This is a genomic window from Saccharothrix tamanrassetensis (assembly GCF_014203665.1).
Taxonomy (GTDB): domain Bacteria; phylum Actinomycetota; class Actinomycetes; order Mycobacteriales; family Pseudonocardiaceae; genus Actinosynnema; species Actinosynnema tamanrassetense.
Genome location: NZ_JACHJN010000007.1, coordinates 365208 through 387536, shown reverse-complemented (window position 1 = coordinate 387536; position 22329 = coordinate 365208). Strand labels below are relative to the sequence as shown.

Below are 22329 nucleotides of genomic sequence, written 5' to 3'. Positions count from 1 at the left end.
GCCTGGCTCCCGAAAGGATGGCTATGGGGAACATACGGAAGATCATCATCGCGTTAATCGCCGCCACCGTGGGTATCGCCACCACCGCGCAGGCCGTCGCCGAGACCCGGCCCAGGTTCACCAGGATCGACACCGACGCCACCGGCGCTCCCGAGTCGGCGGGAGGGAGGGAGTTCATCGAGCTGTCCGGCAACGGCCGGTACGCGCTGTTCTCGGTGCGCACCAACAGCAACATGGTGCCCGAGCAGTACCGGACGGACCGCCCGCTGGGCACCTTCCTGGTGCGCAAGGACCTGCGGACCGGCGGCACCCTCCTGGCGAGCGTGAAGGAGGACGGCAGTCCGATGCGGGCGGACTGGCGGTACTCCGCGATCGGTTGGGACGGCACCACCTTCGCCTACTCCAACGACGACAGCGGATTGGACCCGGGCTACCGGGGTGGCGTGTTCCACCGTGACGTGGCCACCGGTGTCCGCCGCGTCGCGACCATGCCGGAACGCTGGTTCTTCGACGCCATCGACCTGTCCGCGGACGGCCGCTGGCTCACCTGGGCGGGTCTCGACGAAGAAGACGGGCAGAACAACCGGATCCACCGCCACGACCTCGTCACCGGCGAGACCACCACACCGACCTTGTGCGCCGGCTGCTGGCGCTCCCACGGCCCGGTGGTGTCCGACGATGGCACGAAGTTGTTGTTCCTCTACCAGACCCGGTCCGACGACTCCTCGCGGTTGGCGGTGCTGGACGCCACCACCGGTGACATGCACGCCCTGCCGGAAGGCGGCGCGCACACCCTCAGCGGCGACGGCGCGTGGGTCTTCTACGTGGTGACCACGGGTGACTACCGGTTCGAGCTGAAGAAGATCTCCACTGCACCTGGTGCCACCCCGGTGGTGCTGCGGACCTGGGGGGAGGACACCGTCACGTGGACGGCGGGTGTGACGTCCTCCAACCGCAACGGCGACCTGGTCGGCAGCTATTGGTTCAGCCGCGCCCAGGACACCTTCGCCGACTCGCGAGCACTCGTCCACGACCAGAGAACCGGTAGGGAGATCACCCTGCCCGAGCCGCGACCGGGAACCGCGTTCGTCACCAATCCCGCCATCAGCAGGGACTCGCGGTTGGCGGTGGTCGAGGAACGCTGCCCCTGGGTCACCGAATGCGGCCCCCTCGGCATCTACGCGATCCCGCTCCGCGGACTGATCCCCGCACGTGACTGACCTGACGGCCCGTCAACAGGTCGGCACGGTCGCGATGCGCGTCGCGACCGTGCCGACCTGTGCTCGACGTCCACGGCACCTCAGGGGTTCCAGTCCACACTGGTGCACACCCGGTCGAAGCGCTGCGCGGCAAGGTCTTCACGTCGGATGACCCAGTGGACCGTGGCGCCTTCCAGCCCCCGGATGTCGGTGTACCAGTCTGCCAGCAACACCCAGTCGCCCCACTGCTCCGCGCCGGTCCCACCGTCGGACTCGTCGAGCAGCGACGAGGCGCTCACGACGGGATCCACGTCGATGCACTCCTCCAAGGCGTACCCGCCCACCTGCAACGGCCCGTTGGTGGCGATGTCGCCGCAGACCTCCAGCCACACATCCCGGAGCTGCTCGGAGTGGGGGTGCCCCGGCAGCGGCGCCAGGTAGGGGTCTTCGGGGATCTCCACCGCGCCGTGGTAGGGCAGGGACACGTTCACCGTGAGCCGCAGCGGGCCTTCGGGGAACGCGTCGGTGATCCGGTGGTAGTCCGGGATCTCGCCGTAGAAGTAGGGATTCCTGGCCCGTTCCTCGACGGCCGCACCGGCAGGTACGTATGCGGCGGTGCCCATCGAGCCCGGACCCGAATCGGAGATGTCGGGGAACGCGAACAACAACAGGTGGCCGTCGGACGGCAGCGCCAGGTCCGTCGCCTCCGGCGGCAGAGCCGCGCAGTCGAGCGTGGCAACGTGCGGGAACCACGGATCCGATGCGTCGGCGGGAAGCAACACGGGGCCACCGAACCGTCCCACGACCGGACCGTCCCCGCTCGACGCCAGCGTCGCGCACGGGCGGGCGATGCCGATCCACCGCTCCACGTCGGTGGCGGGAATGCCCCGCTTGAGTGCTTCCTCGCGAAACGGTGCGAGTCTGTCCAACATCCCGGAAGTCATGCCGGCACCCTAGGGCCCCTGGTCGGAACTCGTGAACGCGGCGGCGGACAAGGGGAAGAAAGGGCAGAGACCGCTGCACTTTCGGGCGTGATCGTCCTGTGTGGACACCGAAGCCTTGCCCGGACGGGTGTTCCGGTTGCCCTGCCGGACCGGTCCACCGCCGAAGCCTTTCGTCCGCGGCCGTCGAGGTGGTGCGCTGGTGCGACGTGATCGTGTCCGTCGGGCAACCCGCCCGGCGGGCGTCGCGGGGTGGAGACAGGGGCAGACGATGAGGAACACGCAGGGGAGAACCGGTCTTCGGGCACGGCTGTGGGCCGTCGGCGCGGTGGGGGCGGCCATCACCGCACTGGTTCCGGGGATCGCGACCGCGTCGCCGGCGGCGCGCGCCGACTTGGCCTGCGGCGAGCTGGAGGCCAACGGCGGGACGGTGTTCGGCTACGACTGCGACACCGAGCGGTGGGGCGAGCTGGCGAGCTTCACCCTCTCCGGCCCGGGCGGCGAGGTGTACCGGTGCCACGAAGGTTGGGCGGAGGGTTCCCTGTGGGTGCGGGGGGACGAGTGCCGACGGGGTAGGTGACGCACGCCCCGCCGGTCGGTAGTCCATGACCTGCCGCGGTGGGCACCCGGCTCGGACCCGGACCGGGTGCCCGCCGACCGGCACGGGTGCCGGCTCCGGGGCGGACCGGCAACGTGGTCGCTCGACCTCATGACGCCGTCATGGTGTGGTGGGGTGGTCGGGCGGCGGTGGCTGGGGTTGGAGGGATTTCCACGTGAGTTCGGGTAGCGGGCCGCTGGTGATGTCGAGGTCCGTGCGGGCGCGGTCGTAGAACTCGTTGCGCAATCGCATGGCGTTCCGGTAGGCGTCGATGAACGCGGAGGCGTCGGGCTGGTCGTCGCGCAGGATGTGCTCCAGTCGCCACACCTGCTCACTCCATGCTCGTGCGGCGGAGATCGTCGCCGGCTCGCCGAGGAGCAGGACGGTTTCCCATCGCGCGGCTCGCTCGGTCTCCGCCTCGGCGAGGTCGGCGAACGCGGAGCCGAGGTCGACGGGTTCGCCGGTGGACAGCAGCCCCTTGGTCTCCGCGATCCGGCGGCACAGTCGGACCATCGGCTTGACCGCGTTGGCGTACTCCGAGTACGCGAGGAGACGTTTGTCATCCCACCGGGCGGACTGCGCTCGTCTCCAACGGGTTCGCTCGGTGGTGGAGGTGACGACGAACGTGGCGGCTGAGCCGAGCAGGACACCGGCGATCGTCAGCGCCTGCGCGATGATCGGGTTCACGGATCGCAGCCTGCCACCTCTCGGGACGACTTGCGCCCTCATCCGCCGACATGAGTACGCCCCTCACTGCGGCTCCCGGAAGGCTGGTACGGCATATGGTGCACGGCCGTCCGGTCGGCGCGGCAGGCGGGCGGGATCGGGTTTCACGCGTAGTCGGGGAGCATGTGGGCCACGTCGTGCGGCGACGGCATGGCGGCTACCTCGTCGGCCATCGCCTTGGTCGCGGCGAGCACGGCCTCGTCGGTCAGCAGGCGGCGCGCCTTGGTCGCGATCACCTCGGCGGTCATCTCGGCGGCGAGCACCTGGTCGCCGAGCCCGGCGGCGGTCACCACCTCGGCGTTGCCGAACTGGTCGGCGCCTTGCGGTAGGACCAGGTGCGGCACGCCCGTGGCGAACGTGCCCATCGTGGCCCCGGCGCCGCCGTGGTGCACCACGAGGTCCACGTGCGGCAGGAGGTCGGCCTGCGGCAACCACGGCCGCACGACCACGTTGTCCGGCACGTCGCCCAGCGCGCCCACCGCGACGCTCGGACCGGTGGACACGAGCACCTTCGCGTCCAGCGTGGCCAAGCCCGCGATCGCGGTGCGCAGCACACCCGCGTCACCGAACGCCGTGCCCAACGTCAGGTACACCAACGGCTCCCGGTGTTCGCGCACCCACGGCGGCAGCTCTCCGGGCTCGGAGAACGGCACCGGCCGCAGCGGGATGGTGTCGGTCGGCCGGACCGGGAACTCCGGGTCCTGCACCGACGGTGGGCAGATGTCGAGATAGGGGTTGCCGAGCGGCATGAGGTCGCCGTCGGGCAGGTCGACGCCGAGGTTCGCGGCGACCTCGGCCAGGTGTCCGCGCAGGACATCGGGAGGTCCTGTGGGTCGCCACCTCCGGCCGAACGAGTGGCACACCGCGGGCACCCCCGCGACCTTCGCGGCCAGCCCCGCGCCGGGGTTGGCCAGCTCGTGCACGACCAGGTCGGGCTTGCGGTCGACGATGATCGGCGCCAGGTCCGCGGCGTAGCTGCGCGGCAGGATCGAGCCGAACACCTTCGAGACCCGCTCGGGGCGGAAACCGGGTGCCTTCCGGGCCGCGGGACCGGCGTGGGCGAGTTCGAACGCCGCGAGCATGTCCATGCCGCCGGCGACGTGCTCGATGCCGTACGCGGTCACGGCGCGCGCGAACGGGGCCGTGGTCACGAAGGTGACGTCGTGACCTACGTCGTGCGCGGCGATCGCGAGCGGTAAGAGGGGGTAGGTGTGTCCGTGTGAGCCGAGGCTCGAGAAGAGGATTCGCACCGGGGAAAAGGTAGTGAATCCCTTTTCACAGAAGGTGACTTCAGCTCGGTTCCTGCGGGCGGGGCCGAAGTAGCTTCGGAGTGGGTCGCGAAGCACCTGGTCAGAGCTAGAACCTGAAGTTACCTTCGCGTACACGCCCAGGCCGGCGCGAAGTCACCGATGACCACCCCGGACGTCCTACCTTCGGCCCGTTCGTACTGGTGTCGCTGAATGTAGGTGTCGGATGGATCGCAGGTCGTTCATGCTGGCCACGGGAGGCGCGCTGGCCGCCACCACCGCGCTGGGCACCCGGGCCGAGGCAGCCCCCGGCCGGGATCCGCTCGGCCTGGCCGTGCGGTTCAACGTCATCAGCGACATCCAGGGCGACCTGGCCGACTTCGGCAAGGCCCTGGACGACATGAACACCACCAACCCGCGCAGCGCCGGTCTCGGCGTGGCGGGGGACATCACCCCGCGCGGCTACGACTTCGAGTACGCCCAGGTGCGGTCGGTGCTGGACAAGCACCCGCACCCGAGGAACGTGGCCTGGGCCATCGGCAACCACGAGTTCTACGTGCCGAAGTGGCGGAACCCGGACACCCTCGCGCAGGAGACCTGGCCCAACGGCACCACCGAGGAATCGCTGTTCCGCAGCTTTTACAACTTCGCCGGGCGCAACGCGGTCTACTCGGAGACCTCCTTCGGCGGGGTGCCGGTGCTGTGCCTGGGCACCGAGCGCTACGCCAGGTACCACGACCCGAAGCTGTGGGACGAGGTGTGGCTCAGCGACCAGCAGTTCACCTGGCTGGAGCGGCGACTGGCGCACTGGGACCGGTGGCGCAAGCCGGTGATGGTGCTGACCCACCACCCGCTGCCGAACACCGTGTCCGGCACCCGCAACAAGCTCTACCTCGGCGACTACCTCCAGGCCGACCGGCTGCTCGCGGTGCTCGGCAGGTACCGGGACGTGTTCCTGTTCTCCGGGCACACCCACTGGGACCTCAACCTGTCCGACTGGGTGACCCGCCGGGTCGTTCCGGGCAGCGGCAACCTCGAAGGCTTCACCGTGGTCAACACCGGCGCCGTGCAGACCGGCTGGGTGGACGACGGCAAGGGCGGCGAGACCTCCCTGGGCGGCAGCTTCAACCAGGGCCTCCAGGTCGAGGTGTACCACCACGCCGTGGTGATCAAAGCACGCGACTTCACCACCGGCACGTGGCTGAAGCAGATCACCGTGCCGCTGCGGGACAGCCTCTGATCACGACCGCGAGGGGTTCCGGCCCGGCGGCCCGGCATCGTCCGCACCACCCCGTGCCACGGGGTGGTGCGGGGTGTCGGTCGACACGACCCCAACTGCGGGCCACGGCCGAGAACCACCAGGTATGAACGGCCGGTAGAGGTACCGGCGGCACGGATACGGTGACCGCATGGAACAAGACGTCCGGTTCCTTCATGCCTCGTCGTTCGGCGCAGCGGCGGGCGCCTACGCCGAGCACCGCCCGGACTACGCGCCGGCTGCGGTGCGCTGGGCGCTGAACTCCGCGCCCGGCCCGCGAGTGCTCGACCTCGGGGCCGGCACCGGCAAGCTGACCGGCGTGCTGGTCGCGCTGGGCGCCGACGTCATCGCGATCGAGCCCGACCCGGCGATGCTGACCGAGCTGCGCCGCGCGCTGCCGACGGTCCGTGCCCTGCCGGGCAGTGCCGAGGCGATACCGCTGCCGGACGGTTCCGTCGACGCCGTGCTGGCCGGCAACGCCCTGCACTGGTTCGACATGGCCGTCGCGGGGCCCGGGATCGCCAGGGTCCTCGCACCCGGCGGCATCCTGGCCGGCCTGTGGAACGTCATGGACGACCGGGTCGACTGGGTCGCCGGGCTCGAACGGGTCAGCGGGAGCGCGGCCATCGGCCCGCGTGACACGTTCAGCAGGTGGCGCGCCGCGACGGCGGGCTTGCACCTTCCGGAGACCGACGTGGCCGCACGGTTCGGCTCGCCGGAGCAGGCCGAGTTCCCGCACGGTCAGCGCCGCACCGCCGACTCCCTCGTCGCGACACTCGCGACCCGCGCCGGGATGCTGGTCATGCCGGAACAGCAACGGGAAGCCACGCTCGGCCGGATCCGCGCCTACCTCGCGAGCAGACCGGAGACCACCAGCGGCGAATTCGCCCTCCCGATGCTGACCGGCGTGCTGCGCGTCCGGCAGCGGTGAAAGCCGTCCACGTCCCGATTCCTCGAACGCCCCGGCCCTCGGTGGTGATCTGTTGGTCGGCGGTCAGTCAGCGTTCCAGGGATTCGTGCGCCGATCGGTAGTACGCATCGATGGCGATGTGGGCGAACGAGCGGATCAGCGGGCTGCCGTGTTCGGTCGCCCAGGCGACGACGAGGGGGCTCGGCGGCATGTCGGTCAGCGGCACCCAGGTCAGTCCGTCGGGCAGGACGTGGACGAGTGGCGCGATGCCGACCGTTCCGTTCCACAGCACCGCCTGCATGCATTCGTGGACCGTGCGCACCACGGGGCCGGCAGGTCGCTCGCCGACGGGCGTCGCCCCGTTCCAGTAGGTGCGCCAGACCGGGTCTGTGCCTTCCGGCAACTGGAACCACGGACGGTCGGCGAGGTCGGCCAGGCACAGGGTGTCGCGGCCGGCCAGCCGGTCGTCCCCGCGCAGGACGACCCCGACCGGGTCGGAACGCAGCTCGCGCGTGCTGATGCCGGTGTCGTCGAAGGGTGACCGGGTGAGCGCCACGTCGACCAGGCCGTTGCGCAGCCCCGTGGTGGGGTCGGTGAAGTCCGCCTCGCGGAACCGGATCGAGACCTCGGGATGGCGGCGGCGGAAGGTGGCGGCCAGGCGCGTGCCGGTTTCTCCGCCGCTGTCGGCGAGCGTGCCGATGGTGAGCGTGACGGCGCCGCCGGCTGCCGTCACCCGCGCCCGTGCCCGCTCGGCCTGTTCCAGCAACGTGCGTGCTTCCGCGTACAGCGCGTTCCCGGCGGGGGTGGGTCCGACTCCGGTGGCCGAACGGTGCAGCAGCACGACGCCCAGGTCGGTCTCCAGCTGCTTGACGGCCCGGCTCAGCGGCGGCTGCGTCATGTGCAGCCGGGCGGCGGCCCGCCCGAAGTGCCGTTCCTCGACGACGGCCACGAAGTAGCGCAGCAGGCGGAACTCCATCAGCAACGATACCAACGCGGTATCGGGCTTGCGGAACCGGTGTTGGACGGCGGGCAGGCGCCGGCCGCAGGGTCGGAGCATGTCCTCCGAACTCCCCACCCGCGAGCCGGTCGTCGAGATCACCCAGGTCCGGGAACTCGCCCGGGACCTGGTGGTGATCCCGAACCGCGGGGTGCAACTCGTGCCCAACATCGGCGTCATCGGCGGCACCCACTCCGTGCTGGTCGTCGACACCGGCCTGGGTCCGCGCAACGGCGAGAAGGTGCTCGCCTTCGCGACCGAGTACGCCCAGGGCCGCAGGCTCTACCTGACCACGACGCACTTCCACCCTGAGCACGCGTTCGGCGCGCAGGCCTTCGCGGGCGAGGCGACGTACCTCGTCAACGGCGCGCAGGCAGCGGAACTGGCCGGGAAGGGGTCGGGCTACCTCGACCTGTTCCGCGGCCTCGGCGCGCCGATCGCGCGGCAGTTGGAAGACGTCGAGCTGGTTGCGCCGGACGAGGTCTACGGCACCGCGCACGAACTCGACCTGGGAGGCCGGGTCGTGCGGCTGCGTGCCACGGGACGTGCCCACAGCAGGGGCGACCAGGTGCTGACCGTCCCCGACGCGGGGGTGCTGTTCACCGGTGACCTGGTCGACGCCGGGCAGTTCCCGATCTTCCCGTGGTTCCCGCCGCACGACACCGACGTCTCGGGGCTGCGCTGGATCGACGTGATGCACCGGCTGGTCGTGACCTGCCCGGACGTGGTGGTGCCCGGCCACGGCGACATCTCCGGCCCGCGGTTGCTGGCCGATGTCCGCGACCATCTCGAGCTGCTGCGCGATGAAACCTGGTTGCGGCGGGACTCGGCGATGCCGCAGGAGGCGATCGCCGCGGAGGTCACGGCGCTGATGGTCGAGCGGCACCCGGAGTGGGTCGGCCGGGAGTGGATCGAGAAGGGCGTCGGCTGCTTCTGCGCGGAGTACGCGTGACGCGTCGGGACCACGCCGTGCTCGACGGGATGCGGGTGTCGCAGAACCAGTACACAGGCGACGCGGTCCCGCCTGACGCGTCGGCGCGTCAGGCGGGACCGCCGGTCAGGCGGGGGCGATGGCCGTGTCGTCCAGGCGCAGCCAGGAGTCCTGACCGGGTGCCCAGTAGCCGGTGAACAGCTTGACCTTGTCGTTGGCGCCGGAGTCGAAGGTGACGCTGAGCCTGGTGTACGGGCCGAGCGGGCCGAACTTGGTCTCGCTGATCACGTTCTGCCCGGCGCGGACCCCGAAGTAGCCCTCGGTGAGGTTCGCCGACGTCTGCACGTAGCCGGTCAGCACGTACCTGGTGTGCTGCCGCACCGGGACGTCCTGGGTGATCGCGTTCCACGCCCGCGTCTGCTGGTTCGCGGGGTGGATCCAGGCGTTCTTGGTGCCCTGCCGGGGGAGGGCGGTGCCGACGTCGATGCCCTTGACGTCAGGGCCTTCCGTCGTCCACGGGGCCTCGACCGGACCGAGCGGGGCCGGGAGACCGAAGAAGTTGAACTGCCGCTGGCCCTCGAACCCGGGATCGCGGACGAGGTTGTCGGGCGTGGTGAGCCACAGCTTGCGCAGCGCGAACGAGTAGCTGCCGAGGTTCTTGGGCTCCGGGCTCGGGCACTGGTCGTCGGTGAAGAAGACGTTGGACTGCACCCACATCGTCCGGCCGTCGGAGCTGATGTACTTCGACGGGATCGTGGTCGCGTAGCCGCCGTGGTAGCCGGCGTTCCAGCGGGCGCGACCGCGGTCGAAGCACTTGGTGAGGAAGTTCTTGGTCATCAGCCGCGTCCAGGGGCCCCATGGGGTCGGTGCTTCGTAGAACACCCAGAACTCCTCGTTCCACGACGAGTAGAGGTAGCGGTTGAGCGGCTTGTCGTACACGACGCTGCCCTGGCTGATGTGCCCTGGCGGCAGCGAGTCGTCGTTGATGACCGGTACGCGGCCTTGCAGGTCACCGGGAGCGGTCCACGTCCCCGGGCCGTTGGACCACTGCCAGGTCGACCTGTCCTGGATGCTGTTCTTGGGAATCCGGGCGAGGTGCAGTTGGCTGCGCCCGGCCCAGTTGTCGTCCAGGCCGTAGGCGTACACGACGCCGGGGTCCGGTGCGTTGACGCTGTCCCGGCCGTAGTCGAGGAAGAAGATGGTGGTGAACGCGGCTTTGGGGTTGCTCGGCGGGTCGGAGAGGTCCCGGACGCCGAACATGGGCTCGCTGTCGTCCCAGTGCCAGGTCCGCCCGTGGTCGGTGGACCGGAGGATGGTGGCCGCCGGTGCCGCCGAGAAGTCCCTCCGCAGGTCCTGCACGGCCAGGTAGAGCGTGCGGTCGACGCACAGCATCCCGGTCGGCTTGCGGTTGTAGTGCCTGATGTCGGACCAGACCCGGCCGACCGACGTCCCCGGCGTGCCGGCCTGGTTGCCGCCCCGCGTGACGACGCGGCCGGTGAGCCCCGTCCGGGACGGCGTCAGGTAGGGCGTGCCGACGATGCGGTTGACGACGATGTCCTCGGTCTTCGGGTCGAACGAGTGCCCCAGGTCGAACCCGGTGCCGTCGCCGTTGGCCGCGTAGAGCGCCCCGTCGTCGGACTCGCAGGAGGCCCACAGGTCGCCGTCGCTGTTGGTGAACGCGGTGTTGTGGTCCTCCGCGTGGTCGGGTGGGATCTCGGCGAGCGCCGGTGCGGGGACCAGCGCCACGACTGCGGCGAGCGCCGCGACGACCGCTCGCCGCAGCGTCTTCCTCGGCATTGACATCATCATCTCCCCGGGTCGCCGGCGGCACCCCCACGGACAAGCCGCCGGATCCCTGCACGTTGTAGTGCGGCCTCGATGTTTCGTGTCGGCGGCGAGGCCTGAACAACCAAGGCGTGAACAACGCGGCCCGCATGGACGATGCGTGGCCCGGCATCCGGGGTAAGAATGGCCTGGGGAAGTACAGGGGGTGAACGCGGTTGCCGCGTGCGGAACGTCCGCTGGACAACGGGGACAACGTGCTGCTGCGGTTCGCGGCCGACCTGCGACGTTTGCGGGCCGCGGCGGGCAGTCCCCCCTACCGCGCGCTCGCGCAGCAGGTGCACTACTCGACGGCGACGCTGTCGCAGGCCGCGGCCGGGCGGAAGCTGCCGACGCTGGCGGTGACGCTGGCGTACGTGCGCGGGTGCGGCGGTGACGTCGGGGAGTGGGAACGGCGCTGGCACGAGGTGGCCGCGGAGCTCGCGGAAGACGCCCACCACGCCTCGGACGGGCAAGAACCGCCCTACGCCGGGCTGGCGTCGTTCCAGCCGGAGGACACCGATCGGTTCTTCGGCCGGGAACGGCTCGTCGAGGACCTGCTGGCACGCCTGTCGACGCGGCGGCTCGTCGCGCTGTTCGGCGCGTCCGGTGCCGGCAAGTCCTCGGTGCTGCGGGCCGGCCTGATCCCTCGCCTGCCCGCCGGGTGGCACGTGGTGCTGTTCACCCCTGGTGCGCATCCGGTCGAGGAGCTGGGGTTCGTCACCGGCTGCTCGTCGGGGGTGCCGGACGCGCGGGACCTGCGCCTGCTGGTGCGGCAGAGGCTGGCGGGCGGGCCGGACGACGCCGAGGTCGTCATCGTGGTGGACCAGTTCGAGGAGGTGTTCACCCTCTGCCGCGACCCGGCCGAGCGCGCGCGGTTCGTGGACCTGCTAGTCGCCGCGGCCGTCGAGGAGCACGGCCGGTGCCGGGTCGTGTTGGGTGTGCGGGCCGACTTCTACGCGCACTGCACCAACTACCCGCGCCTGGTCGACCTCTTCCGGGACGCGCAGATCCCGGTGTGCCCGATGACGACCGACGAGTTGCGGTCGGCGATCGTCCGACCCGCCGTCGCCGCGGGCTGCACTGTCGAGAGCGCGCTGCTGGCGAAGCTCGTGGTCGATGCGCACGGGCAGGTGGGTGTGCTGCCGCTGCTGTCGCACGCGCTGCTCGAAACGTGGCGGCGAAGACGCGGCAACACCTTGACGTTGAACGGATTCCACGCGGCAGGGGGTATCGACGGCGCTCTCGCCCAGACCGCCGAGTCGGTCTACGCCGAGTTCGACCCGCACCAGCGGCTCCTCGCCCGCAACCTCTTCCTCCGGCTGACGGTGCCGGGCGAGGGCACCGAGGACACCAAGCGCCACATCAGCCGCGGCGAGCTGGACGTGGACGACCCCGGCACGATGGTCGTGCTCGACCGCCTGGCCCGCGCACGGCTGCTGACGCTGGACCGGGACACCGTCGAGATCACCCACGAAGCACTCATCCGGTCGTGGCCGCGCCTGCGGGAGTGGCTCGCCGAGGACCGCGAGGCGTTGCGGACCCACCGGCAGCTCACCGAAGCCACCGACGCGTGGGAGTCGGTCGACCGCGACCCGGGAGCGCTGTACCGGGGAACCCGCCTCGCCCTCGCCCAGGACCTGTCCACGAAGGACGATTCGGTGCTCAGCAGGCGAGAGCGGGAGTTCCTGGCAGCGAGCCTGTCCGCGCAGGTCCGGGAGCAGACGGCCGCACGCCTCCGCACCCGCCGATTACGCCGGCTGGTGGCGCTGCTCACCGTCTTCCTGGTGCTCGCCGCGACCGCCACCACGTACGCGCTGCGCGCCCGAACGGCGGCCGACCGGCAGCGCGACCTCGCCGTCGCTCAGCGGGTCGCGGGTCAAGCAGGCCTGTTGCGCGCCGCGGACCCGGCCACGGCGGCGCAACTCGGCCTCGCCGCCTACCGCCTCGCACCGACCGTCGACACCCGCAGCGCCCTGCTCAGCACGTTCGCCACGCCGTACGCCACGCAGCTGACCGGACACGACAACGAAGTGAACATGTCCACCTTCAGCGCTGACGGGAAGCTGCTCGCCACCGCGAGCCAGGACCACACCGTCCGGCTGTGGAGCGCGGACGATCCGCACCACCCCGAGGTGATCGCGACGCTGACCGGGCACAGCGACAGCGTGCACGGCACGGCGTTCAGCCCGGACGGTCGCGTCCTCGCCACCGGCAGTTGGGACGACACCGTGCGGTTGTGGGACATCAGTGATCCCGCTGCCCCGCAGGTGATGGTGACGCTGTCCGGGTTCACCGGTGACGTGAACGCCGTGGCGTTCAGCCCCGACGGACGCACGCTGGCGGTGGCGGGCGATTCGAGGGTGCGGTTGTGGGACACGACCGATCCACGGCGTCCGGCCGAGATCGCCGCCGCGCGCGTCGCCCTCTCCAGCGTGTCGTTGGCGTTCAGCCCCGACGGGCGGGCCCTGGCCGGTGCGAACTGGGACGGCACCACGTTGCTGTGGGACGTGACCACGTTGCCGCGACTGGGTGAGCCGCGCGTCCTCACCGGACACACCGCACCCGTGACCTGGGTGGCGTTCAGCCCCGACGCACGCCTGCTGGCCACCACGAGCCAGGACCACACCGTGCGGTTGTGGGACACGGCGGACCCGCTCGCCCCGCCGCGCGTGCTGGCCGGCCACGCCGACGTCGTCCGCGCCGCCGCGTTCAGCCCGGACGGGAGCGTGCTGGCCACCGGCAGCTACGACCGCACGACCCGGCTGTGGGACGTGGCCCACGCCCGCGAGCTGACCGCGTTCAACGGTCCCACCGGCTACGTGCTGTCCGTCGCGTTCAGCCCCGACGGCCGGACCTTGGCGGCGTCGAGCAAGAACTACACGACCTGGCTGTGGGACCTCCCGGGACCGACGATCACCGCGCACGGCAACCCCGTGTGCGCGGTGGCGTTCAGCCCGGACGGGAGTGTCCTGGCCACCGGCAGCTGGGACCGCACCGTGCGCTTGTGGGACACCCACAGCAACGTGCAGCTGGCTGTGCTGACCCAGCACCGGGATTCGGTGTGCGGGCTGGCTTTCAGCCCCGACGGGCACACCCTCGCGACCGCGAGCTACGACCGCACGGCCCGCCTGTGGGACGTCAGCGACCTCCGCCGGCCCGCCGAGCTGTTCACCTTCGCCGCGCACCACGACAACGTCAACTCGGTCGCCTTCGCCCGCGACGGGCAGGTCCTCGCCATTGCCGGCCTCGACGGCACCGTGTCGTTGTGGGACATCGCGGACCGCCGCTACCCGAACCGGCTGGCCGTGCTCTCCGGACACCGGAAAGGCGTCAACGCGGTGGTGTTCAGCCCCGACGGCCACACGCTGGCGACCGCGGGCTGGGACCGGAGCGTGCGGTTGTCGGACGTCCGCGATCCGCGGCGCCCCACCGACCTGGCCGTCCTCACCGGCCACACCGACGGGGTCATCGCGGTGGCGTTCAGCCCGGACGGGCGCACGATCGCCACCGGCGGCTGGGACCGGACGGTTCGGCTGTGGGACGTCCGCGCCGCCACCGAACTCGCCGTCGTGCACCAGACCGACAACGTCAACGCCGTGGTCCTGAGCCCGGACGGGCACACCCTCGCGGTGGGCAGCTGGGACCGCACCGTGCGGCTGTGGGACGTCCGCGACCCGCGCCACCCCGCGGAGTCCGCAGCCGTCACCGGCCACACCGACGCCGTGTGGTCCCTGGCGTTCGCCCCCGACGGCCACACGCTCGCCACCGGGAGCAAGGACCACACCGCACGCCTGCTGGAGATCGACCCCGAGCGCGTCGCCGCCACCGTCTGCGCCGTCGCCCACCCCCCGCTCAGCTCGGCGCAGTGGGACCGGTACTTCCCCCAGCTGCCCGACCGGCGACCGTGCCCCGGACATTGACCGGCCGCTGAACGAGCGCTCCGGCGCCGTCGGAGGTGATCACCCGGATCGACGAGCCATTCGCCGCAGTTCTACGGACCGCGCGAACCGCGGCCGGCCGTAGTCTGCCCTTTCTGCCACCGGGAGTGACCATGCTGCCGCAAACCCTTCCTCCTCGGCACCTCGGACGCCGCTGGGTCGCGCGCCTGCTCGACTGGCTGCTGGTGCTCGTCCTCACCTCGCCGCTGTGGGCGCTCGCGCTCGGGCACGTCAAGCACAGCGCGGCGCTGAGCGCGGCGTCGGTCGCGGACGACAGCGTGCTGGGCGTGTTCTCGGCGCGGTGGGACGACGCGGGGGACAGCGCGGCCGCCGGCCTGTCCGAGGTGTGGGGCGACGTCACGTTGTCGGTGGTGGCGGTGATGGTGGCGCAGGTGCTGGCGGTGGCACTCTACGACTTCGTCGCGCACGCCTGGTTCGGCCGCACGGTGGGCAAGGTGGTCACCTCGCTGTCCGTCGTGTCGGTCGACGGCACGCGGCGGGTGCGTCCGGCGCGGGCGTTGGCGCGTTCGGTGCTGACCGTGCTGCTGCCGGGCGCGGGGTGGGTGGCGTTGCTCGTCGGTGCGCTCCGGCTCGATGTCGTCTGGGTGCTGGTGGGTGTCGTGCTGCTGGCCGTGTCGTTCATCGAATGCCTCGCGCTGCGCGGACCCTCGTGCTGGCACGACCGCCGTACCCGCACCGTGGTCCAGCCGGTGGACTGGGCGGCCAAGGTGAACGCCGTCCGGAACTCGAACGCGTGGTCGCTCGCGCAGGGCACGACTTCGCGCGTGCTGGATCGAGGCAGGTCGTTGCGCGACCGCTTCGGCACCGGCGGTCCGCCGCGGTGATCGCGGGCTAGCGCGCTGTACCTCCACCTCCACCGAACGTGACCGTGCGGTGTCCGTTCCGCTGCTCGTGAGCGGCGGTATCGGCGCACCGCTGCGCGGAACACCTGTGGCCGACGTGTCGATCAGGCTCCACCGGGTACGCCTGAACGTCACGAGGAGGTGCTGTGGTGGACGAGAAGACGCTTCACTCGATCATCGACGTCCTGGTCGGTGTGGTCGAAGCAGCCGGTGCGGGCATCATCGTCGTGGGGGCGCTGTGGGCGCTGTTCCGCTCCGTCGTCAACGGGATCCGGCACCGGGATGCCGCGGTGTTCACCCCGATCCGCCTGTCGCTGGGCAGGTTCCTCGTGCTGGGCCTGGAGTTCCAGCTGGCCGCGGACATCCTGCGCTCCTCGATCGCCCCCAGTTTCGAGGAGATCGGGCAGCTCGCCGCGATCGCCGCGATCCGGACGGCGTTGAACTACTTCCTCGGCCGGGAGATAGCCCAGGAGCAGCGGGAGGTCCAGCCCCAGGCCGAGCTCCCGACCGGGCCTCAGGTCCGCAAGTAGGAGGCGCCGTTGAGGTCGAGGACGGCGCCCGACGCCCACTCGGCCGCGGGCGAGGCCAGGTAGACCACCGCGGCGGCGACCTCCTCGGGTTTCGCGACCCGGCCGAACGGGCTCTGGCGGCGGACGTCGTCGGTCACCATGTCGGCCACCCGGTCGGTGGCGACGAAGCCGGGAGCCACCGACGCCACCGAGATGCCGTGCGGTGCGAGGGAAACGGCGAGGGACTGGCCCATCGAGTGCAGTGCCGCCTTGCTCGCGCCGTAGGCCGGCATGTCCGGTTCACCGCGGAAAGCGCCACGCGAGCCGACGTTGACGATCCGCCCGCGAACGCCCCGCTCGATCATGTGCTGCGCGACGCAGTAGGACATGTTCGCGGCGCCGAAGACGTTCACGTCGAACGTGCGGCGCCACAACGACTGCCACTCCTCGTACGACTGGTCGGTCAGCGAGCCGAGTTCCACCAGGCCGGCGTTGTTGACCAGCACGTCGATGGAGCCGAGGGTGTCGGCGGCGGCGCCGACGACCCGGGCGATCGCCACCGGGTCGGCCAGGTCGACATCCGCCGAGGACAGCGCCACCACCTCGTCGCCGAGGTCGCGGAACGCCTCGGCGATCGACCTGCCGATGCCGCGGCTGCCGCCGGTGACCAGTACACCCCTGCTCATTTCGCGAACACCTGCGACTCGTCGTCGAACGCCTTGAACTCCAGCGCGTTGCCCGCCGGGTCGCGCAGGAACATCGTCCACTGCTCCCCGGCCTCGCCCGCGAACCTCTGGTAGGGCTCGATCACGAACTCCCGCCCGGCCGCCCGCAGCCGTTCGGCCAGCGCGTGGAACTCCGGCACCGGCAGGATCAATCCGAAGTGCGGCACCGGCACGTCGTGCCCGTCCACCGCGTTGCGGCCCGAGTCGCGGTCCGCGCCCGGCACGACGTGGGTCACCAGCTGGTGGCCGTGGAAGTTCCAGTCGACCCACGCGTCGGCCGAGCGGCCCTCTTCGAGGTCGAGCACGCCGCCGTAGAACTCGCGGGCCTCGGCCAGGTCGTCGACCGGGATGGCGAGGTGGAACCCAGGTCTCATGCCCTCCACTCTGGCACGGACCCCGCGCGGATGACCAACGACGCCGGTCGGCACCGCGAGCGGTGCCGACCGGCACGCCTACCGCCCTGCCGCGGACCGTGGCCGGCGGGGCCGCGTCACTCGCTGTCCCGACCCGGGAGCAGACCTGTGCCGCTCCGGCAGTTGACGTACTCCGCGACCAGGCCGTCCTCCAGCAGCACCAACACCTCGTGCCACAGCACCAGCTTCAGCTCCATCCCGTACGGGGCGACCAGGGCGCTCCAGAACGCGTCGAGGATGGCGTGGTGGGTCGGGTGGTCCCGCGCCCAACGGAGCAGAGCGTCGAGGTCGTTCCACCACAGCACCGCTTCCGAGCCGTGCGCGGGCGTGCCGTCGATGTCCAGCGACTCCAGGAACTGGACCGACTGGCAGCCTTCTCCGGCGGACGCCAGGTGCCGGACGGCCGCGTGGTAGGTGGGTTCCACCGTGGTCAGGTAGGCCCGGAGTTGCTCGGGCGGTGCGCCTGCCCAGTGCTGGGCGGTGCGGATCAGGCACGCGCCTTGCGGCACGTCCGTCGTCCGCACCCGCCGGCCGCGCGGGGACTCCCCGGCGGGCAGGTCGGTGCGCACCTCGCCGCCGGCACCCAGCGGTCCGGCGAACGGGATGCGGTCGCGGGCCGCACCCGCGTAGTCGTGCAGGTCGGTCCAGCCCACCGGGAGGGCGGCGGCCTGACCGGCGGGGTGCAGGGTCGAGTACATCGTCTCCGTGCGCGCCGCCTCGGCGGTGACCGCCTCGATCCAGTGCCCCAGCGGACCGTCGACCGGCAGGCTGTCCCACCACTGCCGCACGGGCTCCGACGCCCACCAGTGCGCGTGCGCCGCCGCGTCGGTCCAGTAGCAGACCAGCACCTCGTCGGCGGCCTGCCCGGTTTCGACGGACCGCACCCTGGTCCGCTCCACCCGGCTGGGCGCGTGCGGCCCGTCCAGCACCAGCGGCAGCACGCGTCCGACCGCTGCGGCGGCCTGCTCCTGATCGGAGTGCTGCACGCCGATCCGCGCCACCACCAGGTGGCTGACCGTCCCGGGCAGGCGCGCCTCCATCGCCGGGCCACCCCTCGGGACGTGGCCCGGCGGTCGGTTCGGCGCGGCGCGATGGGGACCGGGGCCTTCCTCCACCACCAACGGCACATCCCCGGATCGGGGTCGGTCGGTCGGGACAGTCGTGTGCGGCTCGGTCATGAACGAGTCGGATCCCCTCGTGCGGCAGTGGAGTCCACGACCGGGTGTAGCCACCCGATCGGGTGGCTACAGCTTCCACGCGCAGGGCGACCCGTCAAGTGCCGAGGTGGTCGATGTGCCGGGGCACCGCAAGAGTGCGGTGGCGCCTCCACCCCCACGCCGTGGTGCGGCCCGGCGAACCGGACCGCGGGAGCGGTACGCCTGTACGGCGCCGGAGCACCCCGCGCAGGTGCTCCGGCCCTTGTGTCACCCGGTCGAATGAATCAACCCCCGTTGGGGCTGGTTGGCGTAACAGGCTGGAACGATCAGCCGAGGTACGGGTACATGGGCGTCGATGACGCCCGGCTTCCGGCCGGCGGCCGGGAGGCCGGCGCCACCGGAGCCTTTCGCCGACAGCGCCACGTCGAGAAAGGACCCCCGTCATGGCGGTTCCCATCAACATGACCACCAGGCTTGCCCGTCTGCACTGCCACGACGAGGGCGACGGTTGGGGTAACGCCGCACCGTACCTCTGGGCCGTCTTCTTCAAGATCGACGGTGACAGCTACGTCGTGCAACAGGGCGCGGGCCTGATCGGCTCGCCCATCATCGTCTCGTCGAACGGCAGCCACGGGAACCTCGGTGACACCGACGTCGACGCCGGTGACGACGTCGCGATCCCGGAAGCCATCGGCTCGTTCAGCACCGTGCTCAAGCCCATCCCGGTCAACGACCCCTTCATCGCGTCCTTGCTCCCGGACGGCAACCTGCCCGGCATCACCGGCGTGGTGGTCGCGGCCATGGAGGAGGACGGCTGGCCGCACAGCTTGGCCAACGACGGCTACAGCGCCTTCGTCAACGCCGTGCACCTGGCCGTGGTGAAGGTGGCCGCGGACTTCCAGAACGCCACGCACGCGCCGACGCCCGAAGAGATCACGGCAGCCGTCGACCAGGTCAAGGCGTCGGCATCGGCGTCGGTCCGGACCCAGGTGAAGGGCTCGATGGACGGCTGGGAACTGCTGTGGTTCGGCACCTTCGGCGACAACGACGACTCGATCGGCACCGAGGCGTTCACCACCGACTGCGACGCGCTCGAGGCAGCACCCGACATCGACTTCGCCCGGCGCTGGGACGAGGACGAGGCGGAAGACGGCGACTGGGAGCTGTTCGGCTGGTTCAGCGGCAACGCGCTGCCCGTCATCCCCGGCGGCTGCAACCTCGATGGCCTGTTCGCCCGCACCGCGGCCGACGAGCGGGTCAAGGACCGCTCCTTCGACGCGCTGCGGAAGTTCCGCGACACGACGTTCCGGGAGTACCCCGGCTTGGCCGCCTGGTGGAGTGCGGCGATGGACGCGGCACCGGAGCTGGCCCACCTCGCCGGCACGGACGAACAGGTACAGCGGTCCCTGGAGCACCTCCTGGCCGAAGCACCGCGGCTGCTGGAGGACCCGCGCGAGCAAGTCCGACCCGAAGACGTGGCGGCCGGCCGGCTCATCCTCCAGCGCCTGGCGGCGGTGAGCCCGCTTCAGGCCATGCGCTTCGCCCGGCAGGCGGTGCGGGCCTTCGCCAAGATCGACGGGCTGTCCTGGGGCGAGGCGCTCGACTTCATGAGCCGGGCCAAGCCCCGCGGCCGGACGCTGCGGAAGCGGGCTCAGCGGTAGGTGGTGTGGTGCTGTTGGATTCTCGTCCTGACGAGCTGGTCACCAGGACAGTCGCGGGCTGCCTGACCCGTCGTCGGTTTCCGGCGGGTGATTTCCGATGCCGCTGTTCCGGTGCTTTCCCCGGCAGTTGCGGCATGGGAGCCGGCGGACCGTCGATCGTGCTGATATCAGGGACGGGTGGACCAGGAGCGGATCCCGCCGAGGCTGCCGGTGGACGAGATGACCGGACTGGAGCGGGCGGTGCTCGACGCCGCCCGCCTCGGCGAGCCGGCGGGGCTGCTGGACCATCAGGTGGACGTGGAGGAGTTGGCGGTCGCCGAGGGCCCCGGTCTGTGCGTGCGGGCGGAGCTGATCCGGGACCTGCTGCTGGGCCGCCACGGCGAGCTGGACCCACGCGGCGTGCTCATCGAGGGTGTGCGGGTGCTCGGGTTGCTGGACCTGGACCGGGTCACAGCGGTCACCGGGCTGGCTCTGGTGCACTGCGCGCTGCCCGAAGGGATCACCTGCCGTCACGCCGGCCTGCCCGAACTCATCCTGGACTCGTCCCTGGTGTCGGGGTTGTTCGCGGACGGCTTCCGCACCGAGGGCCACCTGTTCCTGCGCGATGCTGTCGTTCGCTCCGACAACGAAGCGGGAGCGGTACGCCTGCACGGTGCCCACATCGGCAGCAACGCCGAGTTCAATGGTGGGAAGTTCTTCAACGACAGCGGACCCGCCCTGGACGCCGAGAACCTGCGCACCGACGGCCACCTGGTCCTGCACACCACCGTCGCGCGCGGCAGCGGCAAGGGGGGTGCGGTACGTCTGCACGGCGCCCACATCGGCGGCAACGCCGAGTTCGACGGTGCGGAGTTCGTCAATGACAGCGGACCCGCCCTGACCGCCGACTTCCTGCGCACCGACGGCCACCTGTTCCTGCACACCACCGTCGCACGCGGCAGCGGCAAGGAGGGTACGGTAAGTCTGCACGACGCCCACATCGGCGGACAGGCCGATTTCGACGGTGTGGAGTTCGTCAATGACAGCGGACCCGCCCTGACCGCCGACTACCTGCGCACCGCCGGCGACCTGTTTCTGTGCACCACCGTCGCACGCGGCAGCGGCGAAGTGGGAACGGTACGCCTGCACCGCGCCCACATCGGCGGCAGCGCCGAGTTCGACGGTGCGGAGTTCGTCAACGACAGCGGACCCGCCCTGGCCGTCGAGCACCTGCGCACCGACAGCAACCTGTTCCTGCGCACCACCGTCGCGCGCGGCAGCGGCAAGTGGGGTGCGGTACGCCTGCACAGTGCCCGCATCGGCGGGACCGCCGAGTTCGACGGTGCGGAGTTCGTCAATGACAGCGGACCCGCCCTGGACGCCGACTACCTGCGCACTGACGGTGCCCTGTTCCTGCGCCCCCACGTAGACGACGACCGGCCTCCGCGCAAAGCAGTCATGAGCGGCAGCGGGGAGTGGGGTGCGGTACGCCTGCACAGCGCCCGCATTGGCGGACAGGCCGTTTTCGACGAAGCGGTGATCGCCAACGGCGACGGCGGGCCGTTGATCGTGCTGGCCGACACGCAGGTGGACGGGATGCTGTTCCTGCCGGCCACGGTGGTGTGCCCTCAGGGGCGGCTGGAGACCGGGGGCCGGCCCTGTCCGGCCGGTGTCGACCGGAAGATCACGGTGCGGGGCCTGGTGTTCTCCCGTCTGGGGCACGTGTCGTGGCGGCAGTGGTTGCACCTGCTGGTCCACCACACCCCGGAGTACCTGCCCCAGCCGTACCAGCAGTTGGCCGCGGTGGAGCGGGCCGCCGGGCACGACGGCAACGCCCGCCACGTGCTGATCGTCCAGCAGGAGGACCTGCGGCGCCGCGACCCCGAAGCGCTGGGCGGCCGACTCGCACGCGTGCGGCACCGGCTGTGGGGGTGGCTGGGCCGCTACGGCTACCGCGCACACCGGCTGGTGCTCGCCCTCGCCGTGGTCCTGGCCCTGGCCGGCGGCACCGGCTACACCGCCGGCCAGATCACCACCGGCATCGACCACCACGCCGCCGAACGCGTCCGGCCCGTCGCGCAACCCGGCGCCGCGATCCCGCCGGGGACACCGTGTTCCACCGTCGAACTGATCGGCCTGGGCATCGACCGCGGCCTGCCGCTGGGGGTCACCGGGCTGCGCGCCCGCTGCGACCTCGACACGTCCACCACCCCCGGCCAGGTGTTCACCGTCGTGCTGTGGGTGTTGCAGGCGCTGCTGTGGGCACTGGCCACCCTCACCGTCGCCGCCTACACCGGCCTGATCCGCAAACCCGCCTGAGTTCAACACGACCCCCGGGTCCTCGCCGGCCGGACGGCACTGCCGCGACGACCGGAACCGGCCGGTGAGGACCACGGGCACCGTGCGGCGCCCGTGGCGAACACCACCGGCCCCCGCCGGCCGGGCCCGTGTCG

General features: G+C 71.2%; 18 protein-coding genes. 10 read left to right on the top strand and 8 right to left on the bottom strand.

Going from position 1 to position 22329, the window contains the following annotated elements:
• The first annotated feature begins 23 nt into the window (after positions 1 to 23).
• Positions 24 to 1220 carry a TolB-like translocation protein gene (locus tag FHS29_RS23715; RefSeq protein WP_184693958.1) on the top strand — a complete coding sequence of 399 codons (1197 nt, stop codon included), beginning with the start codon at positions 24 to 26 and terminating at the stop codon, positions 1218 to 1220.
• A gap of 80 nt (positions 1221 to 1300) precedes the next feature.
• On the opposite strand, the gene FHS29_RS23710 is transcribed toward FHS29_RS23715, so the two are convergent.
• Positions 1301 to 2143 carry a YwqG family protein gene (locus tag FHS29_RS23710; protein ID WP_184693956.1) on the bottom strand — a complete coding sequence of 281 codons (843 nt, stop codon included), beginning with the start codon at positions 2141 to 2143 and terminating at the stop codon, positions 1301 to 1303.
• Between the two features lie 268 nt (positions 2144 to 2411).
• Between FHS29_RS23710 and FHS29_RS23705 the strand changes: the two genes are divergently transcribed.
• Positions 2412 to 2720 carry a hypothetical protein gene (locus FHS29_RS23705; RefSeq protein ID WP_184693955.1) on the top strand — a complete coding sequence of 103 codons (309 nt, stop codon included), beginning with the start codon at positions 2412 to 2414 and terminating at the stop codon, positions 2718 to 2720.
• Positions 2721 to 2858: 138 nt separating this feature from the next.
• Here the strand turns inward: FHS29_RS23705 and FHS29_RS23700 are convergent, their stop codons facing one another.
• Complete coding sequence (locus FHS29_RS23700) at positions 2859 to 3425, bottom strand: hypothetical protein (protein ID WP_312865070.1); 567 nt, start codon at positions 3423 to 3425, stop codon at positions 2859 to 2861.
• Positions 3426 to 3568: 143 nt separating this feature from the next.
• A complete protein-coding gene (locus FHS29_RS23695; RefSeq protein ID WP_184693953.1) occupies positions 3569 to 4714 on the bottom strand; it encodes a glycosyltransferase in 1146 nt (381 codons plus the stop codon).
• Between the two features lie 223 nt (positions 4715 to 4937).
• Between FHS29_RS23695 and FHS29_RS23690 the strand changes: the two genes are divergently transcribed.
• Together FHS29_RS23690 and FHS29_RS23685 are read left to right on the top strand one after the other, a co-directional pair.
• Positions 4938 to 5951 (top strand): metallophosphoesterase family protein, encoded by a 1014-nt coding sequence (locus FHS29_RS23690; RefSeq protein ID WP_184693951.1) that lies wholly within the window; start codon positions 4938 to 4940, stop codon positions 5949 to 5951.
• A 169-nt stretch (positions 5952 to 6120) separates the two neighbouring features.
• A complete protein-coding gene (locus FHS29_RS23685; RefSeq protein ID WP_184693950.1) occupies positions 6121 to 6900 on the top strand; it encodes a class I SAM-dependent methyltransferase in 780 nt (259 codons plus the stop codon).
• 67 nt (positions 6901 to 6967) lie between these two features.
• On the opposite strand, the gene FHS29_RS23680 is transcribed toward FHS29_RS23685, so the two are convergent.
• On the bottom strand, positions 6968 to 7855 hold the full coding sequence (locus FHS29_RS23680) for a LysR family transcriptional regulator (protein ID WP_184694165.1): 888 nt from the start codon (positions 7853 to 7855) through the stop codon (positions 6968 to 6970).
• A 79-nt stretch (positions 7856 to 7934) separates the two neighbouring features.
• On the opposite strand from FHS29_RS23680, the gene FHS29_RS23675 reads away from it, so the two are divergent.
• Positions 7935 to 8828: an MBL fold metallo-hydrolase gene (locus FHS29_RS23675; protein WP_184693948.1), complete on the top strand. Its 894-nt coding sequence runs from the start codon at positions 7935 to 7937 to the stop codon at positions 8826 to 8828.
• Positions 8829 to 8933: 105 nt separating this feature from the next.
• On the opposite strand, the gene FHS29_RS23670 is transcribed toward FHS29_RS23675, so the two are convergent.
• A complete protein-coding gene (locus FHS29_RS23670; protein WP_184693946.1) occupies positions 8934 to 10610 on the bottom strand; it encodes a DUF4185 domain-containing protein in 1677 nt (558 codons plus the stop codon).
• A gap of 197 nt (positions 10611 to 10807) precedes the next feature.
• Here FHS29_RS23670 and FHS29_RS23665 point away from each other — a divergent pair, with 197 nt between their 5' ends.
• The 3 genes from FHS29_RS23665 (at position 10808) to FHS29_RS23655 (ending at position 15962) form a co-directional block, all read left to right on the top strand.
• A complete protein-coding gene (locus FHS29_RS23665) occupies positions 10808 to 14551 on the top strand; it encodes an nSTAND1 domain-containing NTPase (protein WP_184693944.1) in 3744 nt (1247 codons plus the stop codon).
• 131 nt (positions 14552 to 14682) lie between these two features.
• Positions 14683 to 15414: an RDD family protein gene (locus FHS29_RS23660; RefSeq protein ID WP_184693942.1), complete on the top strand. Its 732-nt coding sequence runs from the start codon at positions 14683 to 14685 to the stop codon at positions 15412 to 15414.
• Between the two features lie 164 nt (positions 15415 to 15578).
• On the top strand, positions 15579 to 15962 hold the full coding sequence (locus FHS29_RS23655; RefSeq protein ID WP_221456495.1) for a DUF1622 domain-containing protein: 384 nt from the start codon (positions 15579 to 15581) through the stop codon (positions 15960 to 15962).
• On the opposite strand, the gene FHS29_RS23650 is transcribed toward FHS29_RS23655, so the two are convergent.
• From FHS29_RS23650 to FHS29_RS23640, 3 genes are all read right to left on the bottom strand, one after another.
• The gene (locus FHS29_RS23650; RefSeq protein WP_184693940.1) at positions 15947 to 16627 is read right to left on the bottom strand and encodes an SDR family NAD(P)-dependent oxidoreductase; all 681 of its coding nucleotides are present in this window, start codon (positions 16625 to 16627) and stop codon (positions 15947 to 15949) included. The genes FHS29_RS23655 and FHS29_RS23650 overlap by 16 nt on opposite strands.
• Positions 16624 to 17040 (bottom strand): VOC family protein, encoded by a 417-nt coding sequence (locus tag FHS29_RS23645; protein WP_184693938.1) that lies wholly within the window; start codon positions 17038 to 17040, stop codon positions 16624 to 16626. The genes FHS29_RS23650 and FHS29_RS23645 overlap by 4 nt, the downstream gene beginning before the upstream one ends.
• A gap of 116 nt (positions 17041 to 17156) precedes the next feature.
• The gene (locus FHS29_RS23640) at positions 17157 to 18119 is read right to left on the bottom strand and encodes a phenylacetaldoxime dehydratase family protein (protein WP_184693936.1); all 963 of its coding nucleotides are present in this window, start codon (positions 18117 to 18119) and stop codon (positions 17157 to 17159) included.
• Between the two features lie 560 nt (positions 18120 to 18679).
• Between FHS29_RS23640 and FHS29_RS23635 the strand changes: the two genes are divergently transcribed.
• The gene (locus FHS29_RS23635) at positions 18680 to 19897 is read left to right on the top strand and encodes a hypothetical protein (protein WP_184693934.1); all 1218 of its coding nucleotides are present in this window, start codon (positions 18680 to 18682) and stop codon (positions 19895 to 19897) included.
• A gap of 177 nt (positions 19898 to 20074) precedes the next feature.
• Positions 20075 to 22195, top strand: coding sequence for a hypothetical protein (locus tag FHS29_RS23630; protein WP_184693932.1), 2121 nt, complete (start codon positions 20075 to 20077; stop codon positions 22193 to 22195).
• Positions 22196 to 22329: the final 134 nt, after the last annotated feature.